Annotated in this window: 15 protein-coding genes; 13 read left to right on the forward strand and 2 right to left on the reverse strand. The window is 70.0% G+C overall.

Annotated elements, in window-relative coordinates:
- The first annotated feature begins 1 nt into the window (after position 1).
- Positions 2-688, forward strand: a complete 687-nt coding sequence (locus tag OG801_RS13600; RefSeq protein WP_355017425.1) for a response regulator transcription factor — start codon at positions 2-4, stop codon at positions 686-688.
- The gene (locus OG801_RS13605; protein WP_406036102.1) at positions 685-1827 is read left to right on the forward strand and encodes a sensor histidine kinase; all 1143 of its coding nucleotides are present in this window, start codon (positions 685-687) and stop codon (positions 1825-1827) included. The genes OG801_RS13600 and OG801_RS13605 overlap by 4 nt, the downstream gene beginning before the upstream one ends.
- 10 nt (positions 1828-1837) lie before the next feature.
- On the opposite strand, the gene OG801_RS13610 is transcribed toward OG801_RS13605, so the two are convergent.
- Positions 1838-2431: a PadR family transcriptional regulator gene (locus OG801_RS13610; protein ID WP_406036103.1), complete on the reverse strand. Its 594-nt coding sequence runs from the start codon at positions 2429-2431 to the stop codon at positions 1838-1840.
- A gap of 117 nt (positions 2432-2548) precedes the next feature.
- Between OG801_RS13610 and OG801_RS13615 the strand changes: the two genes are divergently transcribed.
- The 10 genes from OG801_RS13615 (at position 2549) to OG801_RS13660 (ending at position 13811) form a co-directional block, all read left to right on the forward strand.
- Positions 2549-3652, forward strand: coding sequence for a Rieske 2Fe-2S domain-containing protein (locus tag OG801_RS13615; protein ID WP_406036104.1), 1104 nt, complete (start codon positions 2549-2551; stop codon positions 3650-3652).
- Between the two features lie 10 nt (positions 3653-3662).
- A complete protein-coding gene (locus OG801_RS13620) occupies positions 3663-4685 on the forward strand; it encodes a PDR/VanB family oxidoreductase (RefSeq protein ID WP_406036105.1) in 1023 nt (340 codons plus the stop codon).
- Between the two features lie 25 nt (positions 4686-4710).
- Positions 4711-6048, forward strand: a complete 1338-nt coding sequence (locus OG801_RS13625; RefSeq protein WP_355017420.1) for an MFS transporter — start codon at positions 4711-4713, stop codon at positions 6046-6048.
- A 103-nt stretch (positions 6049-6151) separates the two neighbouring features.
- Positions 6152-6826 (forward strand): hypothetical protein, encoded by a 675-nt coding sequence (locus tag OG801_RS13630; protein WP_406036106.1) that lies wholly within the window; start codon positions 6152-6154, stop codon positions 6824-6826.
- A 74-nt stretch (positions 6827-6900) separates the two neighbouring features.
- The gene (locus OG801_RS13635; protein WP_406036107.1) at positions 6901-7488 is read left to right on the forward strand and encodes a superoxide dismutase family protein; all 588 of its coding nucleotides are present in this window, start codon (positions 6901-6903) and stop codon (positions 7486-7488) included.
- A gap of 50 nt (positions 7489-7538) precedes the next feature.
- On the forward strand, positions 7539-8027 hold the full coding sequence (locus tag OG801_RS13640) for a nucleoside deaminase (protein ID WP_406036108.1): 489 nt from the start codon (positions 7539-7541) through the stop codon (positions 8025-8027).
- Positions 8028-8094: 67 nt separating this feature from the next.
- Positions 8095-8700, forward strand: coding sequence for a TetR/AcrR family transcriptional regulator (locus OG801_RS13645; RefSeq protein ID WP_355017416.1), 606 nt, complete (start codon positions 8095-8097; stop codon positions 8698-8700).
- Between the two features lie 96 nt (positions 8701-8796).
- Positions 8797-10389 (forward strand): MDR family MFS transporter, encoded by a 1593-nt coding sequence (locus tag OG801_RS13650; RefSeq protein WP_406036109.1) that lies wholly within the window; start codon positions 8797-8799, stop codon positions 10387-10389.
- Between the two features lie 92 nt (positions 10390-10481).
- Positions 10482-12911, forward strand: a complete 2430-nt coding sequence (locus OG801_RS13655) for a DUF6351 family protein (RefSeq protein ID WP_406036110.1) — start codon at positions 10482-10484, stop codon at positions 12909-12911.
- A 42-nt stretch (positions 12912-12953) separates the two neighbouring features.
- Complete coding sequence (locus tag OG801_RS13660) at positions 12954-13811, forward strand: alpha/beta hydrolase (protein WP_406036111.1); 858 nt, start codon at positions 12954-12956, stop codon at positions 13809-13811.
- Between the two features lie 20 nt (positions 13812-13831).
- On the opposite strand, the gene OG801_RS13665 is transcribed toward OG801_RS13660, so the two are convergent.
- Positions 13832-14566, reverse strand: coding sequence for an SDR family oxidoreductase (locus tag OG801_RS13665; protein WP_406036112.1), 735 nt, complete (start codon positions 14564-14566; stop codon positions 13832-13834).
- A 139-nt stretch (positions 14567-14705) separates the two neighbouring features.
- On the opposite strand from OG801_RS13665, the gene OG801_RS13670 reads away from it, so the two are divergent.
- The gene (locus tag OG801_RS13670) at positions 14706-16007 is read left to right on the forward strand and encodes an MFS transporter (protein ID WP_406036113.1); all 1302 of its coding nucleotides are present in this window, start codon (positions 14706-14708) and stop codon (positions 16005-16007) included.
- Positions 16008-16020 lie beyond the last annotated feature (13 nt).

Consider the following 16020-nt stretch of genomic DNA (forward strand, 5'->3'; position numbering starts at 1 on the left):
CATGGCACGTGTGCTCGTGGTCGACGACGACCTCACCGTTCGCGAGGTGCTGGCGTCCTACCTGCGCGCGGGCTCGCACGACGTCGTCGAGGCCGGGGACGGCGAGCAGGCGCTGCGCGCGATGAGCGAACGACCCGCCGACATCGTCATCCTCGACCTGATGCTGCCCGGCATCGACGGTCTGGAGGTGTGCCGGCGGCTGCGACAGGCGAGCGAGGTACCGATCATCATGCTCACCGCACTCGGCAGCGAGGCCGACCGGATCATGGGGCTCGAGCTGGGCGCCGACGACTACGTCGGCAAGCCGTTCAGTCCGCGGGAGCTGGTGCTGCGCGTCGACTCGGTGCTCAAGCGCACCGGCCACTCCGGCGAGGGCGGCGTGGTCTCCGACGGCTCCCTGGTGGTCGACGCCGACCGGCGGGTGGCGACCAACGCCGGGGCGGAGCTGTCCTTGACCACCCGGGAGTTCGACCTGCTCCGCTACCTGATCGCCCACCCCGGCAAGGCCTTCACCCGGGAGGACCTGCTCGAGCACGTCTGGGGATGGACGATCGGCGACCGCTCGACGGTCACGGTCCACGTACGCCGGCTGCGCGAGAAGATCGAGTCCGACCCGACCCGGCCGGAGCGGCTGGTGACGGTCTGGGGCGTCGGCTATCGCTGGGAGACCGCGGAGGTGAGCGCATGAAGACGGCAGATGCCGTCCAGATCGCCCTCGTCGCCGCGGGCGCCGGTCTCGCCGTCGGGCTGGCCGGGCTCCTTGTCGCGTGGCTGACGCGCCGCTGGTCGATCCGCTGGCAGCTCACTCTGGTCGCCGGCGTCGCCGTGCTGACGGTCTTCGGTGGCGTACTCGGGATCGCGTGGCTCATGTTCCTCTCCGGCCACGACCTGCAGGTCATCACCGTGGTCACCTCGATCGCCGTGGTGGTGGCGATCCTGGTGGCGTTCGTCATCGGCTCCGCGATGGTGCGCTGGTCGGGGGCGGTCCAGCAGCAGGCCCGGGAGATGGCGCTCGGAGGTCATCAGCAGCCTGCGGAGAGCGGACCGCGAGAGCTCCGGTCGCTGTCGGCCGAGCTCGCCGAGACCCAGCGGCGGCTCGAGGAGGCGAGCGCGAGAGAGGCCAGGCTCGAGGAGTCACGGCGCGAGTTGGTCTCCTGGGTGGCCCACGACCTGCGTACGCCGCTCTCGGGGCTCCGGGCGATGGCCGAGGCGCTCGAGGACGGGATCGCCGCCGACCCCCACCGCTACCACCAGCGCATCCGCGTCGAGGTCGAGCGGCTGGCCCGGCTCGTGGACGACCTCTTCGAGCTCTCCCGGATCCAGGCTGGCGCCCTCACCCTGACACCGGAGCCGGTCCTGCTCGGCGACCTGGTCAGCGAGGCGCTGGCCGGGGCCGATCCGGTCGCCCGGGAGCGGCGGGTCCGGCTCGGTGGCCAGGTCGAGGACGGTCTCGAGATCACCGCCGATCCGGCCAGCCTGTCCCGCGTCGTCTCCAACCTGCTGATGAACGCCATCCGCCACACTCCCGCCGACGGCACCGTGGTGGTGCACTGCCAGATGGCCCCTGGAGACGTACGCAGCGTGGACCTCAGCGTCAGCGACGGCTGTGGCGGCCTGGATCCGGGCGACATGGAGCGGGTCTTCGACCTCGGCTGGCAGGGCAGCTCCGCGCGCACCCCGACCGCTCCCGAGGGCGCTGGCGCTCAGGGCGCCGGGTTCGGTCTCGCCATCGTCAAGGGTCTCGTCGATGCGCACCGCGGCAGGGTCTGGGTGGAGAACCTTCCGGCCGCGACCGGCTGCCGGTTCCACGTACGCCTGCCGGCCTGACTCCGGTGACTCAGTCGACGGTCGAGCCCTCCAGCTCGTCGACGAGCACAAGGCCTCGCTCGGCCCAGGCGACCGCGGCGCGCGCCTGGTCGATCAGGCCGTCGTAGGCGAAGATCTTGTAGCGCACGATCCGGTCCCACTGGCTCGCGTCGTAGTGCTCGAGCCGCCGGGCCAGCGTGGGGTGGCTGCGGTCGACGAGCGTGGCGCGGGTGGCCTCGAGCATCGCCAGATGCTCGGTCCAGTGGTCGCGGAACTGCTCCAGCTCGGCGCGCGCGGCGCCGGGCTCGGCCCACTCCAGGTAGGCCGCCTTGAGGTAGGCGGGCTCCCGCTGCCGGCGGATCTCTATGGGCGCGTCCATCCACTCCCGGAAGGCCTTCACCCCGGCCTCGGTGACGGCGTACTCCTTCTTGGTGCCCTTCTTGCCCCACGGCACGACCGCGGACTCGAGCAGGCCGTCGCGCTCCATCCGGTTCAGCTCCGGGTAGATCTGCGAGTCGGGCGCGTGCCAGACGTGCGCCACCGACTGGCTGAACTGCTTGGAGACGTCGTAGCCGGTCATCGGGCGTGAGGTGAGCAGCGCGAGCAGCGCGTACCTCAGCGACATCGTGACCCCCTCTTCACGCAGTGACTGTGGCGGCGAGCGTACCCGCCTCTTGCTACTAACTATAGAGATAGGTAGTTTGTGACGAGCACAACACCTATCTCCATAGGGAGTTCACCCATGACCATCCTGGAATCGCCGCCGGTCACCGCCGCCAGCAAGATCTTCAACTTCCCCCGCAACGCCTGGTACGTCGCGGCCTGGGACCACGAGGTGACCGCGAAGCAGCCGCTCGCCCGCACCATCGCCGGCCGCCCGCTGGCGCTGTGGCGCAACAGCGACGGTCGTGCCGTCGCCCTGGCCGACGCCTGCTGGCACCGGCTGGCGCCGCTGTCGAAGGGCAAGGTGCTCGGCGACGAGATTCAGTGCCCCTACCACGGGCTGCGCTACAACTCGGCCGGCCGCTGCACGAGCATGCCCGCGCAGGAGACGATCAACCCGAGCGCGATCGTCCCGTCCTACCCGGTCGTGGAGCGCTATCGCTACGTCTGGGTCTGGGTGGGCGACCCCGACCTGGCCGACCCCGACACGGTGCCCGACATGTTCCAGATGGACTCCCCGGAGTGGGCCGGCGACGGCGAGACGATCTACGCGCCCTGCAACTACCAGCTGGTGCTCGACAACCTGATGGACCTCACCCACGAGGAGTTCGTGCACAGCTCGAGCATCGGGCAGGACGAGCTCTCCGAGGCCGAGTTCGAGGTGAGCCACACCGATCGCGGCGTGACCGTGACCCGCTGGATGCGCGACATCGACGCGCCCCCGTTCTGGCTCAAGAACATGCGCGACCGGTTCCCCGGCTTCAGCGGGAAGGTCGACCGCTGGCAGATCATCCACTTCGAGGCCCCCTCGACGATCCGCATCGACGTCGGCGTCGCCAAGGCCGGCACCGGCGCCCCCGAGGGTGACCGCAGCCAGGGCGTCAACGGCTTCGTGATGAACACGATCACCCCCGAGACCGCGCGCACGTCACACTACTTCTGGGCCTTCATGCGCAACTACCGCCTGGAGAGCCAGACGATCACGACCCAGCTGCGCCAGGGCGTCCACGGCGTCTTCGGCGAGGACGAGGAGATGCTGGCCGCGCAGCAGCGCGCGATCGACGCCAACCCGGAGCACGAGTTCTACAGCCTCAACATCGACGCCGGTGGGATGTGGGTACGCCGGATCCTGGACCGCATGCTGCAGGCGGAGGGTCTCCCCGCCGCCGCGGCTGCGAAGTGAGGTAGCCGCCATGGCAGTGAACACCCAGACCTGGTGGCAGCAGGGCCGTGTGGTCGAGACCGATGACCTCGCCGAAGGCGTACGCCGCATCGTGCTCTGCCCCGACCGCCCCGTCCACGCCGCGCCCGGCACCCACATCGATCTCCGGCTCGACCTCCACGGGCATGTCCGCAAGCGGTCCTACTCGGTCGTACGCTCCGAGGACGGCGGCCGCCGGCTCACTCTCGGGGTGCAGCTGGCCGCGAGCTCACGCGGCGGGTCCCGCCACATGCACGGCCTCCGCGTGGGGGACGTGGTCGAGATGACCGGTCCGGTCCAGAGCTTCCCGCTCGGGGTCGGCGCCGACCGCTACGTGCTGGTCGCCGGCGGCATCGGCATCACCGCGCTGGTGGCGATGGCCGACACCCTGCGCCGCCGCGGCGCCGACTACACGCTCGTCCTGGCCGGCCGCCGGCGTGCGGTCATGGCCCACCTCGACGAGCTCGTCGAGGTGCACGGCGATCGCGTGCGGGTGTTCGTCGACGACGAGGACGTACGCCTCGACGTGGAGGCGCTGGTCGGCGAGATCGCCGGCTCCCCGGCGGCGGCGCGGACCGAGATGTACATGTGCGGGCCGATCCGGCTGATGGACGCGATCCGCCGCGCCTGGGTCACCCATGAGCTGCCCGAGCCCAACCTGCGGTTCGAGACCTTCGGCAGCAGCGGCGCCTGGGCGGCGGAGGACTTCGTCGTACACCTCCCCCAGCTCGACCGCTCTGTCCGCGTCGGCAAGGACAGCTCGATGCTCGACGCGCTCGAGGACGCCGGCGTCGACGTGATGTGGGACTGCCGCAAGGGCGAGTGCGGGATCTGCCAGGTCAAGGTCCTCGACGTCAGCGGCCGCATCGACCACCGAGACGTCTTCCTGAGCCAGCAGCAGAAGGAGACGTACGCCTCCTTGTGCCTCTGCGTCGCTCGCGCCGCCCGCGGCGAACCCGGCGATCCCGGCTCAGCCTCCGGCGAACCAGCCGCCGTGACTCTGCATCTTCCGTGAACCCCCACCCCGAAAGAGACCCGAGATGAACCTTCGTGCGCGCATCGACGCCGCCGCGATGACTCCCTACCAGTGGATGGTCGTCGCCCTCTGCGTCCTGCTGAACTGTCTGGACGGATTCGACGTGATGGCGATGGCCTTCACCGCTTCCTCGCTGACCGAGGAGTTCGCGCTGAGCGGCTCGGAGCTCGGCGTGCTGCTGAGCGCCGGCCTCGTCGGCATGGCGGTCGGCTCGCTGGCGCTGGCCCCGGTCGCCGACGTCATCGGACGCCGGCCGCTGATCCTGATCAGCGTCGGCCTGGCGACCCTCGGCATGCTGCTCTCCGCGGTGGCCCCGTCCGCTGTCCTCCTCGGCCTCGCCCGCGTCGTCACCGGACTCGGGGTCGGCGGCATCCTGGCCAGCACCAACGTGATCGCGAGCGAGTACGCCTCGGCGCGCTGGCGCGGTCTGGCGATCGGCCTCTACACGGCGGGGTACGGCATCGGCGCCACCCTGGGCGGCGTGGCCGCGCGCGGCATGCTGGCCGACCTCGGCTGGCGCAGCGTCTTCGTCGCGGGCGGCGTCGCGACCGGGGTCGCGCTGATCCTCCTGGTCGTGCTGCTGCCCGAGTCGGTCGACTTCCTGGTCCAGCGCCGGCCGCGGCAGGCCGTCGAGCGGATCAACCGGATCCTCGGGCGGCTCGGGCAGCCCGCGATCACCTCGGACGCACTGGAGGCCGCGCCGCGGCCGACGACCCGGCACCGCAGCGGCAACCCCGGCGTACTGCTGAGCGCTGACCTGCGCCGCTCGACCCTGCTCATCTGGGTGGCGTTCCTGGCCACGATGTTCGGCTTCTACTTCGTCAACAGCTGGACCCCGCAGCTGCTGGTGACGTCGGGGATGGCTGAAGCGGACGCGGTCACCGCCGGCATGATGCTGGCGCTGGGCGGCACCGCCGGCTCGGTCCTCTACGGCCTCGTCGCCTCCCGGCTGGACAGCCGCCTGGTCCTGATCGGCTTCACGGTGCTCTCGGCGCTGACGATGGTCGTCTTCATCACCAGCACGGCGCTGCTCACCGTCGCGCTCATCATCGGCGTGGTCGTCGGGGCGCTCATCAACGGCTGCATCGCCGGCCTCTACACGATCACCCCGGCCGTCTACGGCACCGAGATCCGCAGCACCGGTATGGGCTGGGCGATCGGCATCGGCCGCATCGGAGCGATCCTGTCCCCGATGCTCGCCGGGCGCCTGCTCGACGCCTCGTGGACGCCGGTCAACCTGTACGTCGGCGCTGCCGTCGTCGTCGCCATCTCCGCCGTCGCGCTGCTCTTCCTGCGTACCGGGCAGGCCGCTCGGACCGTTCCGGACATGGCCTCGGCCTAGGCGCCGGGAATCGGTCCGTCCCGGCTGCAACCGGGACGGGCCGTGGACCGTCTAGATCGGCAGGACGCCCGCTCGGGGCGTACGACCGACGAGGAGTCCACCCATGTCCACATCCCGCATCCAGCTCCGTGCCGCGCTCGCGGCGACCGCCGTTGTCGGTCTGCTCGGCCTCGCCGGGTGCGGGAGCGACCCGGCCCCGTCGGCCGGCTCGCCCTCCGCGGCCCCCTCCTCCTCGGTGCCGCCCTCGGAACCGCCCGCGACCCCCACGCCTGCCCCGTCGGAGGTCCCGGTCTCGGCCGCTCCGTCGCCGGCCGAGCCGACGCCGAAGCTCGACTGGGGCGGCCCGCTGGCTCCCGGGGCCTTCGGGCGGATCAGCGCTGCGGGCAACGTACGCTCTCTCGTGCAGCAGGGATGGATGATCCGCGACACCGCGCGCGAGGACGCCTGCGAGGGCAAGCACTGGAAGTGGGCCGACCAGGTCGGCGACGGCGTCGACGTCACCTACGACCAGCAGGGCGAGATCGTCTCCTTCGGGATGAGCAAGCCCGTCCTGGAGACCGCTCGAGGCGTCACGATCGGCGACTCCCTGATGGTCCTCAAGGACATCTACGGGACCGGCGCCCAGCGGACCAACGACTACGGCCAGACGACCTGGGTGGTCGAGAACGGCGGCCGCTGGATCGGCTTCCTGCTCTCCGGCAACACCCGCGACGCGAAGATCGAGTTCATCGAGGTCTCCGTCGGGCGTCAGCCGGGTCTGCTCCGCGACGGTTGCTGATCCCTGGCGCACGGGTCGCCTCCGCCGCGGCGTACGGTGGAGGCGACCGGATCCTGTTCTCGTGGAGGTATCCCATGTCCCGTCGTGCAACGGCTGCTGCACTCGCTGCCGGTTGCCTGCTGACCCTCTCCGCCTGCGGGGAGGGGGCAGATGCTGACCCGGACGATCGCAACGAGGTGGGCGCGAGGTTCGCCGATCCCGACGGGAAGAACGTCGGGACCGTAGAGATCGAGGAGGACGACGGGGCCACCCAGATCAGCGTCCGGGTGAGCGGCCTGTCGGCCGGCTACCACGGCTTCCACGTGCACACGACCGGCAAGTGCGAGGCCGACAGCGCTGCCCCGGACGACCCGTCGAAGACCGGCGACTTCCTCTCCGCGGGCGGCCACCTCAACCCGGACGACAGCGCCCACGGCGAGCACCTCGGCGACCTGCCGGCGCTCCTCGTGAACGAGGACGGCACCGCCGACCTGGAGTTCACCGCCCCCTTCACGCTCGAGGATCTCCGGGACGCGGACGGCAGCGCGGTGATGATCCACGCGGACCGGGACAACTACGCCAACGTCCCGGAGCGCTACGCCCCCGAGGGCCCGGACGAGGACACCACCAAGACCGGTGACGCCGGTGACCGGATCGCCTGCGCGGTGATCGAGGCCGGCTGACCGTCGTGAAATGAAGCGACGTACGCCGCCGGGGACAGCAGACTGGAACGGTGACCACCGATCTGACCCAGACTGACATTGCCCACCTGCGACGCTGCCTGGAGCTTGCGGGCGAGGCGCTGGCGGACGGCGACGGCCCGTTCGGGTCCGTCCTGGCCGACAGCGCCGGGAACGCGCTCCAGGAGGGCCGCAACCGAGAGCACTCGACCGGCGACCCGACCGCGCACCCGGAGATCGAGCTCGCCCGCTGGGCGGCGATCCACCTCGACCCGGCGACCCGGGCCGGTGCGACGGTCTACACCTCCGGCGAGCACTGCCCGATGTGCTCGGCGGCGCACGGCTGGTCAGGGGTCGGGCGGATCGTCTACATCGCCTCCTCCGAGCAGCTGACGAAGTGGCGGGCCGGCTGGGGCGCCGGAGAGTCGCCTGTACGAGCGCTGCCGATCCAGGAGGTCGCGCCCGCCGTCGAGGTCGTCGGCCCCGTCCCCGAGCTCGTCGAAGAGATCCGAGCGCTCCACCAGGCGGCCGCCGGGGCCTGAGCGGTGTAACCCCCAACACACTATTCTTGCATTGACTGCAACTTGCACTCACTGCAAGAATAGTGGCGTGTCCACGTCTGCCCCGCCTCCGAACGCCCGCGAGCGCCAGAAGCGGGAGCGTCGGCTGGCGCTGATCGAGGCTGCTCAGCGACTGGTCGGCGAGCGTGGTCTCGATGACGTCACCGTGGAGGAGATCAGCTCCGCGGCGGGGTTGTCGACGCGTACGTTCTTCAACTACTTCGACTCCAAGGACGACGCGGTCCTCGGCATCCAGGAGATCGAGCTCGACGCCGAGGTGCGTGCGCAGTTCGTCTCTGGCGGGCCGTCGGGGCGACTGATGACCGACCTGGAGGCGCTGGTCGCCGGCTTTCTCACGAACGCTGCACCCAACATCGAGCAGGGCGAACGGGCAATGCGGCTGATGGTCGCCGAACCCCGCCTCGTCCAACGACACATCGCCTGGCACCAGCGCGTCATCGGCGAGCTCGAGCAGCTGCTCGCCGAGCGACGTACGGCACGGCCCTCCCCTGTCGACGACGACACGATCGGAATGGTCGCCGGGCTGCTGATGCGATCCAGCGCGCTCGCCTGGGCGCGGTCGGGCTACGAGGGCGATGCGGCGGCGCATCTACCCGAGGCCGTCGCCCAGCTCCGCCTGCTCCTCGACGACTAGCCGCAGGTCTCTCGGGACTTCTCATGTCACACGGAACCCGTGTGTCACCACCGCTTCACCCTGCCTGTTCAACTCCTGCCTGGAAGGTCCAACCCCATGAGTCAAACGGTCGCGCCCGACGCGCCCGACAAGCCGTTGGTCGTGCTGACGCCGCGTACGATCTGGCTGATCTTCGGTGCCCTGATGGCCTCGATGTTCCTCTCGTCCCTCGACCAGACGATCGTGAGCACGGCGATGCCGACGATCGTCGGGGAGCTCGACGGGGTCGAGCACCAAGGGTGGGTGATCACCTCCTACATCATGGCGATCGCGATCGTGATGCCGCTGTACGGGAAGTTCGGTGACCTCTGGGGTCGCCGCTGGCCGTTCCTGGTCGCCGTCACCCTGTTCACGCTCGGCTCGCTCTTCGGCGGGATGGCGCAGACCTTCCCCGAACTGGTCGCCGCCCGCGGTCTCCAGGGGCTTGGCGGTGGCGGGCTGATGATCCTGTCCCAGGCGATCATCGCCGACATCGTGCCGGCCTCCGAGCGCGGCAAGTACATGGGTCCGATGGGCGCGCTCTTCGGCATCTCCGCGGTCATCGGGCCGCTCCTCGGTGGCTGGCTCACCGACGGGCCCGGCTGGCGCTGGACCTTCTGGATCAACGTACCGATCGGCATCATCGCGTTCGCCGTGGCCTGGTTCGCCCTGCGGCTGCCCTCGCACCGCTCGGGACGCCCGGTCGACTGGCTGGGGATCATGTTCATGGTGCTCTCCACCTGCGGCATCGTGCTGCTGACCTCGTGGGAGTCGCTCGGCCACGACGGCTACGACTGGTCCTCGCCGCAGCTGCTCGGCCTGCTCGTCGGCACGCTGGCCTCGGTGGCCGCATTCATCGTCACCGAGACCCTCGCGCCGGAGCCGCTGATCCCGCTGCGCCTCTTCAAGAACCCCACCTTCACGGTGACCACGCTGATCGGTCTGGTGCTCGGGATGGGCATGTTCTCGGCGATGGCGATGCTGCCGACGTTCCTGCAGATGTCGACCGGTGCCTCGATCACCAGCTCCGGACTGCTGATGCTGCCGATGATGGCCGGCTTGATGCTGACCGCGATCGGCTCGGGCATCGCGATCTCGAAGACGGGTCGCTACAAGATCTTCCCGATCGTCGGGCTGGCCGTCACAGCGGCCGGGATCGCCTGGCTGACCACGATCACCGGCGACATGTCGATGGTCGTCTTCGGGCTGATGATCTTCGTGCTCGGCGCCGGGATGGGCCTGGTCATGCAGACCATCGTGCTCGCCGTCCAGAACGCCGTCGACCCGCACGAGCTCGGCACCGCGACCTCGGCGAACAACTTCTTTCGGGAGATCGGTGCGACCGTCGGTACGGCGCTGTTCACGACCGTGTTCACCACGCGACTGACCGACAACTTCGGGGGCCTGGCCGAGAAGATGGCCTCCTCCGGGATGATGCCCGCCGACGGTGCCGGGTTCTCCGGTGGGAGCCTCACCCCGGCTGCTGTCGAGCAGCTGCCCGAGCCGCTCCACACCTGGGTCGTCGACGCCTTCACCGAGGCGCTCGCACCGGCGTTCTGGTATCTCGTGCCGCTGATCCTCCTCGGTCTCGCGCTCGCGCTGTTCCTCAAGGAGGTCAAGCTCTCCGACGAGGCCGGCATGGTCGCCCGCGGGGAGGCGGTCGCAGGCTGAAGCTTCCTTGACGGTCGCCGTGGCAGGGGGCATTCTCCTGTCACGGCGACCGTCCGCTCGAGGGACGTGCGCAGCTCTCGGAAAGGCATGCCATGCCCGCTCGCGCCCTGCCCCTCTCGCTCGCGACGGTGTCCACCCTCGTCGCGAGCATGCTGCTCGGTGTGGCACCGGCCTCGTCGGCACCCGCGCCGGCCGAGGACATCGTCCTGGAGACGCTCTCCAACCGGGCCGATCTGGTCTTCGACGACAACGCTCTGGTGCGGATCACTCTCCCCGACGGGGCCGACCCCGATGCGCTGCGGGTCTGGCTCGACGACACCCGCCAAACGTCGACCCGCAAGGGCGACCGCGACGTCACCGCGGCCTTCGCCGAGCGGCCCAACGGCGAGATCGAGGGCGTCGTACGCGGCCTGCGAGTCGGGACCAACGAGCTGACCGCGCGCCTGCCCGACGGTCGTGGCGCCTGGCTCACGATCACCAACCACCCGCGCGGCGGGCCGATCTTCTCCGGACCTCAGCTGCAGCCGTGGCGCTGCCAGCCCACCGCGACGGACGCGCAGTGCAACCAGGAGCCGGCGATCAGCTGGCTCTACCGGTCCACCAACCCGCTGCTCGACGGTCTCCAGCCCTACGATCCAGCGAACCCGCCTCGCGACGTCGCCACCACGACCACCGACGAGGGCGTGACGGTGCCGTTCGTCGTACGTGTCGAGACCGGCTACCAGAACCGCGACCAGTACCGGATCGCCGTGCTCTGGCAGCCCGGCAAGCCGTGGCAGCGCTGGCGCCCGCAGCAGCAGTGGAACAACAAGCTGTTCATCCCCCACGGAGGCAGCTGCGGCGTGGACCACGAGACCGGGACCGCGCCGACCGCCGACTACGCCGGCACCTTCGACCTCGGGATCCCGGTCGTCGCGGACGCCCTCGGCGACAGCCCGACCGTCGCCCTCGGCCGCGGCTTCGCGATGCTCTCCACCGCGCTGGCCAACACCGGCCACAACTGCAACGTGACGAGCGCGGCCGAGTCGCTGATGATGGCCAAGGAGCACCTCGTCGAGACGTACGGCGACCTTCGCTACACGATCGGCAGCGGCTGCTCCGGCGGCTCGATCGCTCAGCAGACGATCGCGAACGCCTACCCCGGGATCTACCAGGGCCTGGTCGTGACCTGCTCCTACCCCGACTCGCTCTCGCCGGGCCTGCAGTTCTCCGACTACCACCTGCTCCGCAAGTACTTTGAGAGCTCCAAGCGCCTCACCGACGGCAAGTTCTGGAACCCGCTGCAGTGGGCGGCGGTCGAGGGCCACCTGCTGCCGCTCAACGCGGTCACCGCCGACGAGGGCCTGTTCAAGCAGGCGGTCATGCCGACGCACCCGTGCGCCGGGGTCAGCGACCAGGAGCGCTACGACGCGGAGAACAACCCCGGCGGCGTACGCTGCTCGATCATCGACGGCGCGATCAACGTCTTCGGCCCCCGGCCGGAGAGTGTGTGGACGCCCCAGGAGAAGCAGATCGGGCGCGGCTTCGCGGGCTCGCCGCTGGACAACACCGGCGTGCAGTACGGCCTCGAGGCTCTGCGCTCCGGGGCGATCACGCCGGAGCAGTTCGTCGACGTCAACGAGAAGATCGGCGGGCTCGACATCGACGTCCAGCCGCGGGCACAGCGCTCGGTCGCCGACCCGACGGCGCTCACCAACGCCTACCGCAGCGGGATGGTCAACACCGCCAGCAACCTGTCCGACGTGGCGATCATCGACCACCGCGGACCGGACCCGGGCGTCGCGCACGACGCGCGCTGGGCATGGGCGATGCGCGACCGGCTGACCCGGGAGCAGGGGCACGCCGACAACCAGGTGATCTGGTACGGCGTGACACCCCTCATCGGCGACCCGAGCTACTCCAAGGAGGCGCTGCTCGCGATGGACCGCTGGCTGGCCTCGGTGGAGGCGGACGAGCGCGACGTACCGCTGGCGGAGAAGGTGGTCCAGGACCGTCCCGGCGACCTGCACGACCGGTGCACCCAGACCCAGGGAGTCTCCAGCGAGGACGGCCTGTTCCTGCCGGTCGCCGACCCGCTCGTGGACGACCTGACCGGGGGCGCGCTCGACGGCCTGAACCCCGCCCTCAACCCGGTCCTGGATCCCGCGCTGAACCTCGTCGTCGACCCGGTCTCGGACCTGGTGTGCGGGCTCGGACCGGTCAGCGACCTGGTCAAGACCGACTTCGCGACGCCGCGGATCGTGGCCGGCGACAACAACTACTCCGACAACGCCAAGTGCCGGCTCAAGCCGCTGCGTCGCACCGACGACTACGGCGCCTTCGGCCTCAGCGACGCCCAGTGGACCCGGCTGGAGGCGGCGTTCCCCGAAGGGGTGTGCGACTACAGCAAGCCGGGTGTCGGCTTCACGAAGACCGTGTCGTGGCTGACCTACCAGCGGGCCGACGGCTCGGTCGTCTACGGCGGTACGCCGATGGGCGCGGCGCCGCGGTCGACGCCGTTCGGTGGCGCGGCCGACGAATAAATGGCCAGCCGCCATCGCTGACTCGCCGCTAAGGTCTCGCCCATGCCTTCCCCGGAGCCGACCTTCGTCCTCGTCCACGGCGCCTTCGCCAACTCGTTCTCGTTCGCACCGCTGCAGGCCGAGCTGGCGCTGCGCGGTTTCCGCTCCCTCGCGGTCGACCTCCCCGGCCACGGCTTCGAGGCGACGTTCCCGGAGGCCTACCAGGCGCCCCAGGACCTCGCCGAGCTCGCTTCAGCCCCGGGTGGGATCAAGGGCGTCACCCTCGCCGACAACGTGGCCCACCTGGTCTCGGTGCTCGAGCGTGCCAAGGAGCACGGCCCGGTGATCGTCGTCGCGCACAGCCGCGGCGGGATCACCCTGACTGCGACCGCCAACGCCCGCCCAGACCTGATCGACTCGATGATCTACGTCTCGGCCTGGGCCCCGGTGGAGCTGGATGCGGTCGCGTACAACGCCGAGCCGGAGATGGCCTCCTTCGACGCCTCCGTGCTGATCGGCGCGGCCGCCGCGAACCCCGCCGACGTCGGCCTGCTGCGCTGCAACTTCCGCACCGCCTCCCCCGAGGTCCTCGCCGGCCTCAAGCACGCCTTCATGGCCGACGGCACCGACGACGAGTTCCGTACGTTCCTCAACACCTTCCAGCCCGACGAGAACCTCGACGCCGGCGGCCCCGAGGACCGCGCCCAGGCTTCGACGTGGGGAACGGTGCCCCGTGCGTTCGTACGTCTCAGCGAGGACGTCAGCATGCCGCCGGCGATGCAGGACCGGCTGATCCGCGAGGGCGACGCCCTCACCCCGGACAACGCCTACGCCGTCCACACCCTGACGTCGAGCCACCTCGGCTGGCTCGTCCACCCGGCCCCGGCCGCCGATCTCCTCGCGGAGATCGCGGCCGGCTGACGGGGCCGCTCACACGGCACTCACCACGGCACGGGTCCGTTGGCGTCGACGAACGTCCCTGACGGGGCGTCGTCGGGCAGTGTCGCCGCGCGGACGACCACCTCGGCGGCCTGGTCCGCCGTGGTGGGTGCGTTGTCCCGGTTGATCGGGGTCAGGTCGGTCTGCACGAATCCAGGGCACACCGAGGTCACCTTGACGGGTGTCTCGGTGAGCGCCTTCGCCAGAGCGATGGTCACGTTGTTCAGCGCGGCCTTGGACGACTGGTAGGCGGGCAGGACCATGCCGTAGTAGGGAGATTCCGGGTTGGTCTGGTCGGCCAATGACCCCATCGTGGACGTCACGTTCACGATCCGCCCCGCCTCGCTCTTGCGGATGAGCGGCAGGAACGCCTCGAGGACCGCGACCGCGCCGATCAGGTTGGTCTCGTAGGTGACCCGGAACATCTCGAGGTCGACGACCTCGGCCGGATCGGGGTTGGTGGCCTCCGGAAGGACGCCGCCGTTGTTGACCAGCACGTCGAGATGCCCGTACGTCGCGGCGACATGGTCAGCAGCGCGCCGCACGCTGTCGCGGTCGGTGACGTCCAACTGGAGTGCGGAGGCCGAGTGGCCGTCGCGGTTGAGCCGTTCGACCTCTGCCTCGAGCGTCTCGGGCCGGCGTCCGGTCAGGATGACGTGGCTGCCGCTCTGGGCCAGCTGGCGTGCCGTGGCCTCGCCGATACCGCGGCTGGCTCCGGTGACAAGCGCGACCTTCATGTGCTTCCCATCGTTCGAATTGGTTGCTTCATGAACCATTCAACCGATGTCGGTCCGTCAGTTCTGGCGGTAATCGGACGTCGCAGGAGCCCTACTAAAGCGTTTCCACCCTTGATGTCGCGCCTGATTCACTGTCCCGGTGGCATCCTCCCCCGGCTCTCTCTGGCACACCCTGATCCATCTCCGCGGCAACCCGCGCGCATGCGTGTGGACCGAGCCGATGTGGGGCCTGTCGATGGCGCTCGTGCTGCCCTACCTCTCCGTCTTCATGCTCACGCTCGGGCTGCACGACACACAGATCGGCCTGCTCGCGACCGCCGGGATGATCTCCCAGGTGTTCTTCGGGCTCGCCGGCGGCATCATCACCGACCGGATGGGACGTCGGCTGACGAACGCGGTCTTCGACGTGATCGCCTTCGTGATCCCGTGCCTGATCTGGGCGTTCGCCCAGGACTTCTGGGCCTTCCTGGCCGCGTCGCTGCTCAACGGCGCGCTGCAGGTCACGCAGAACGCCTGGGACTGCCTGATGGTCGAGGACGCGGAGCGCGACCAGATCACCGGCATCTACTCCTTGGTGCGGGTCGCGGCCGACTGCTCGGCGCTCTTCGCCCCGATCGCCGCCTTCATGGTCGCGCAGTTCGGCATGGAGCCCGCGGTGCGGGTGCTCTTCATCAACGCCGCGGTCGTGATGCTGGCCAAGATCATCCTGTTGTACGCCGCCTCCCACGAGACGCGACAGGGCCGGATCCGGATGGAGCAGACCCGGCACGAGAGCCTCTGGCGGCTCTTCGTCGGCTACCGCGAGGCCGCGCGGCTGCTGGCCCGCTCGCGTGGCTCGCTGCTGGCGTTGGCCATCGCCGCCCTCGTCGCAGCCGTCACCCTTGTCAACGCCACCTTCTGGCAGGTCCTGGTCAACCACCACCTGCACGTGCCCGACGCGGTGCTGCCGTTCTTCCCGATGGTGCGTTCGCTGCTGTCGGTGCTCTTCCTCTTCACCCTGATCCGCCGGCTGACCTCGGGCCACGACCTCAAGCAGGCGACGTTGTGGGGCTTCGGCATCTACCTGGCCGGCCAGCTCGTGCTCGTCGTGATCCCCGCCGCCGAGGGTGAGGCCGACCTCGTGACGTACGCGCTTCTCGGGGTGTGCCTCCTCCTCGACAGCTTCGGCGCCGGGATGCTCTTCATGCTCTCGGAGTCGCTCGTCGCCTTCCACGTCGACGAGGCCGAGCGGTCACGGGTGATGGCGCTGCAGCGCACCGCGGTGATGCTCGCTGCCGCCCCGTTCGGCTTGATCTCCGGGTGGCTCTCGGGGATGGACCGCACCTATCCGTTCTGGCTGACCAGCGGGCTGCTCCTGATCGGTGTGGTCACCACCGTCGTCTGGTGGGCCGGGCCTCACACCGAGCCGTCGGTCGAGGCCGTGTCGGCGGATCGAACCTGACCATGGACGCGGC

Origin of the sequence: Nocardioides sp. NBC_00163, from assembly GCF_045206295.1 — a bacterium.
Taxonomy (GTDB): domain Bacteria; phylum Actinomycetota; class Actinomycetes; order Propionibacteriales; family Nocardioidaceae; genus Nocardioides.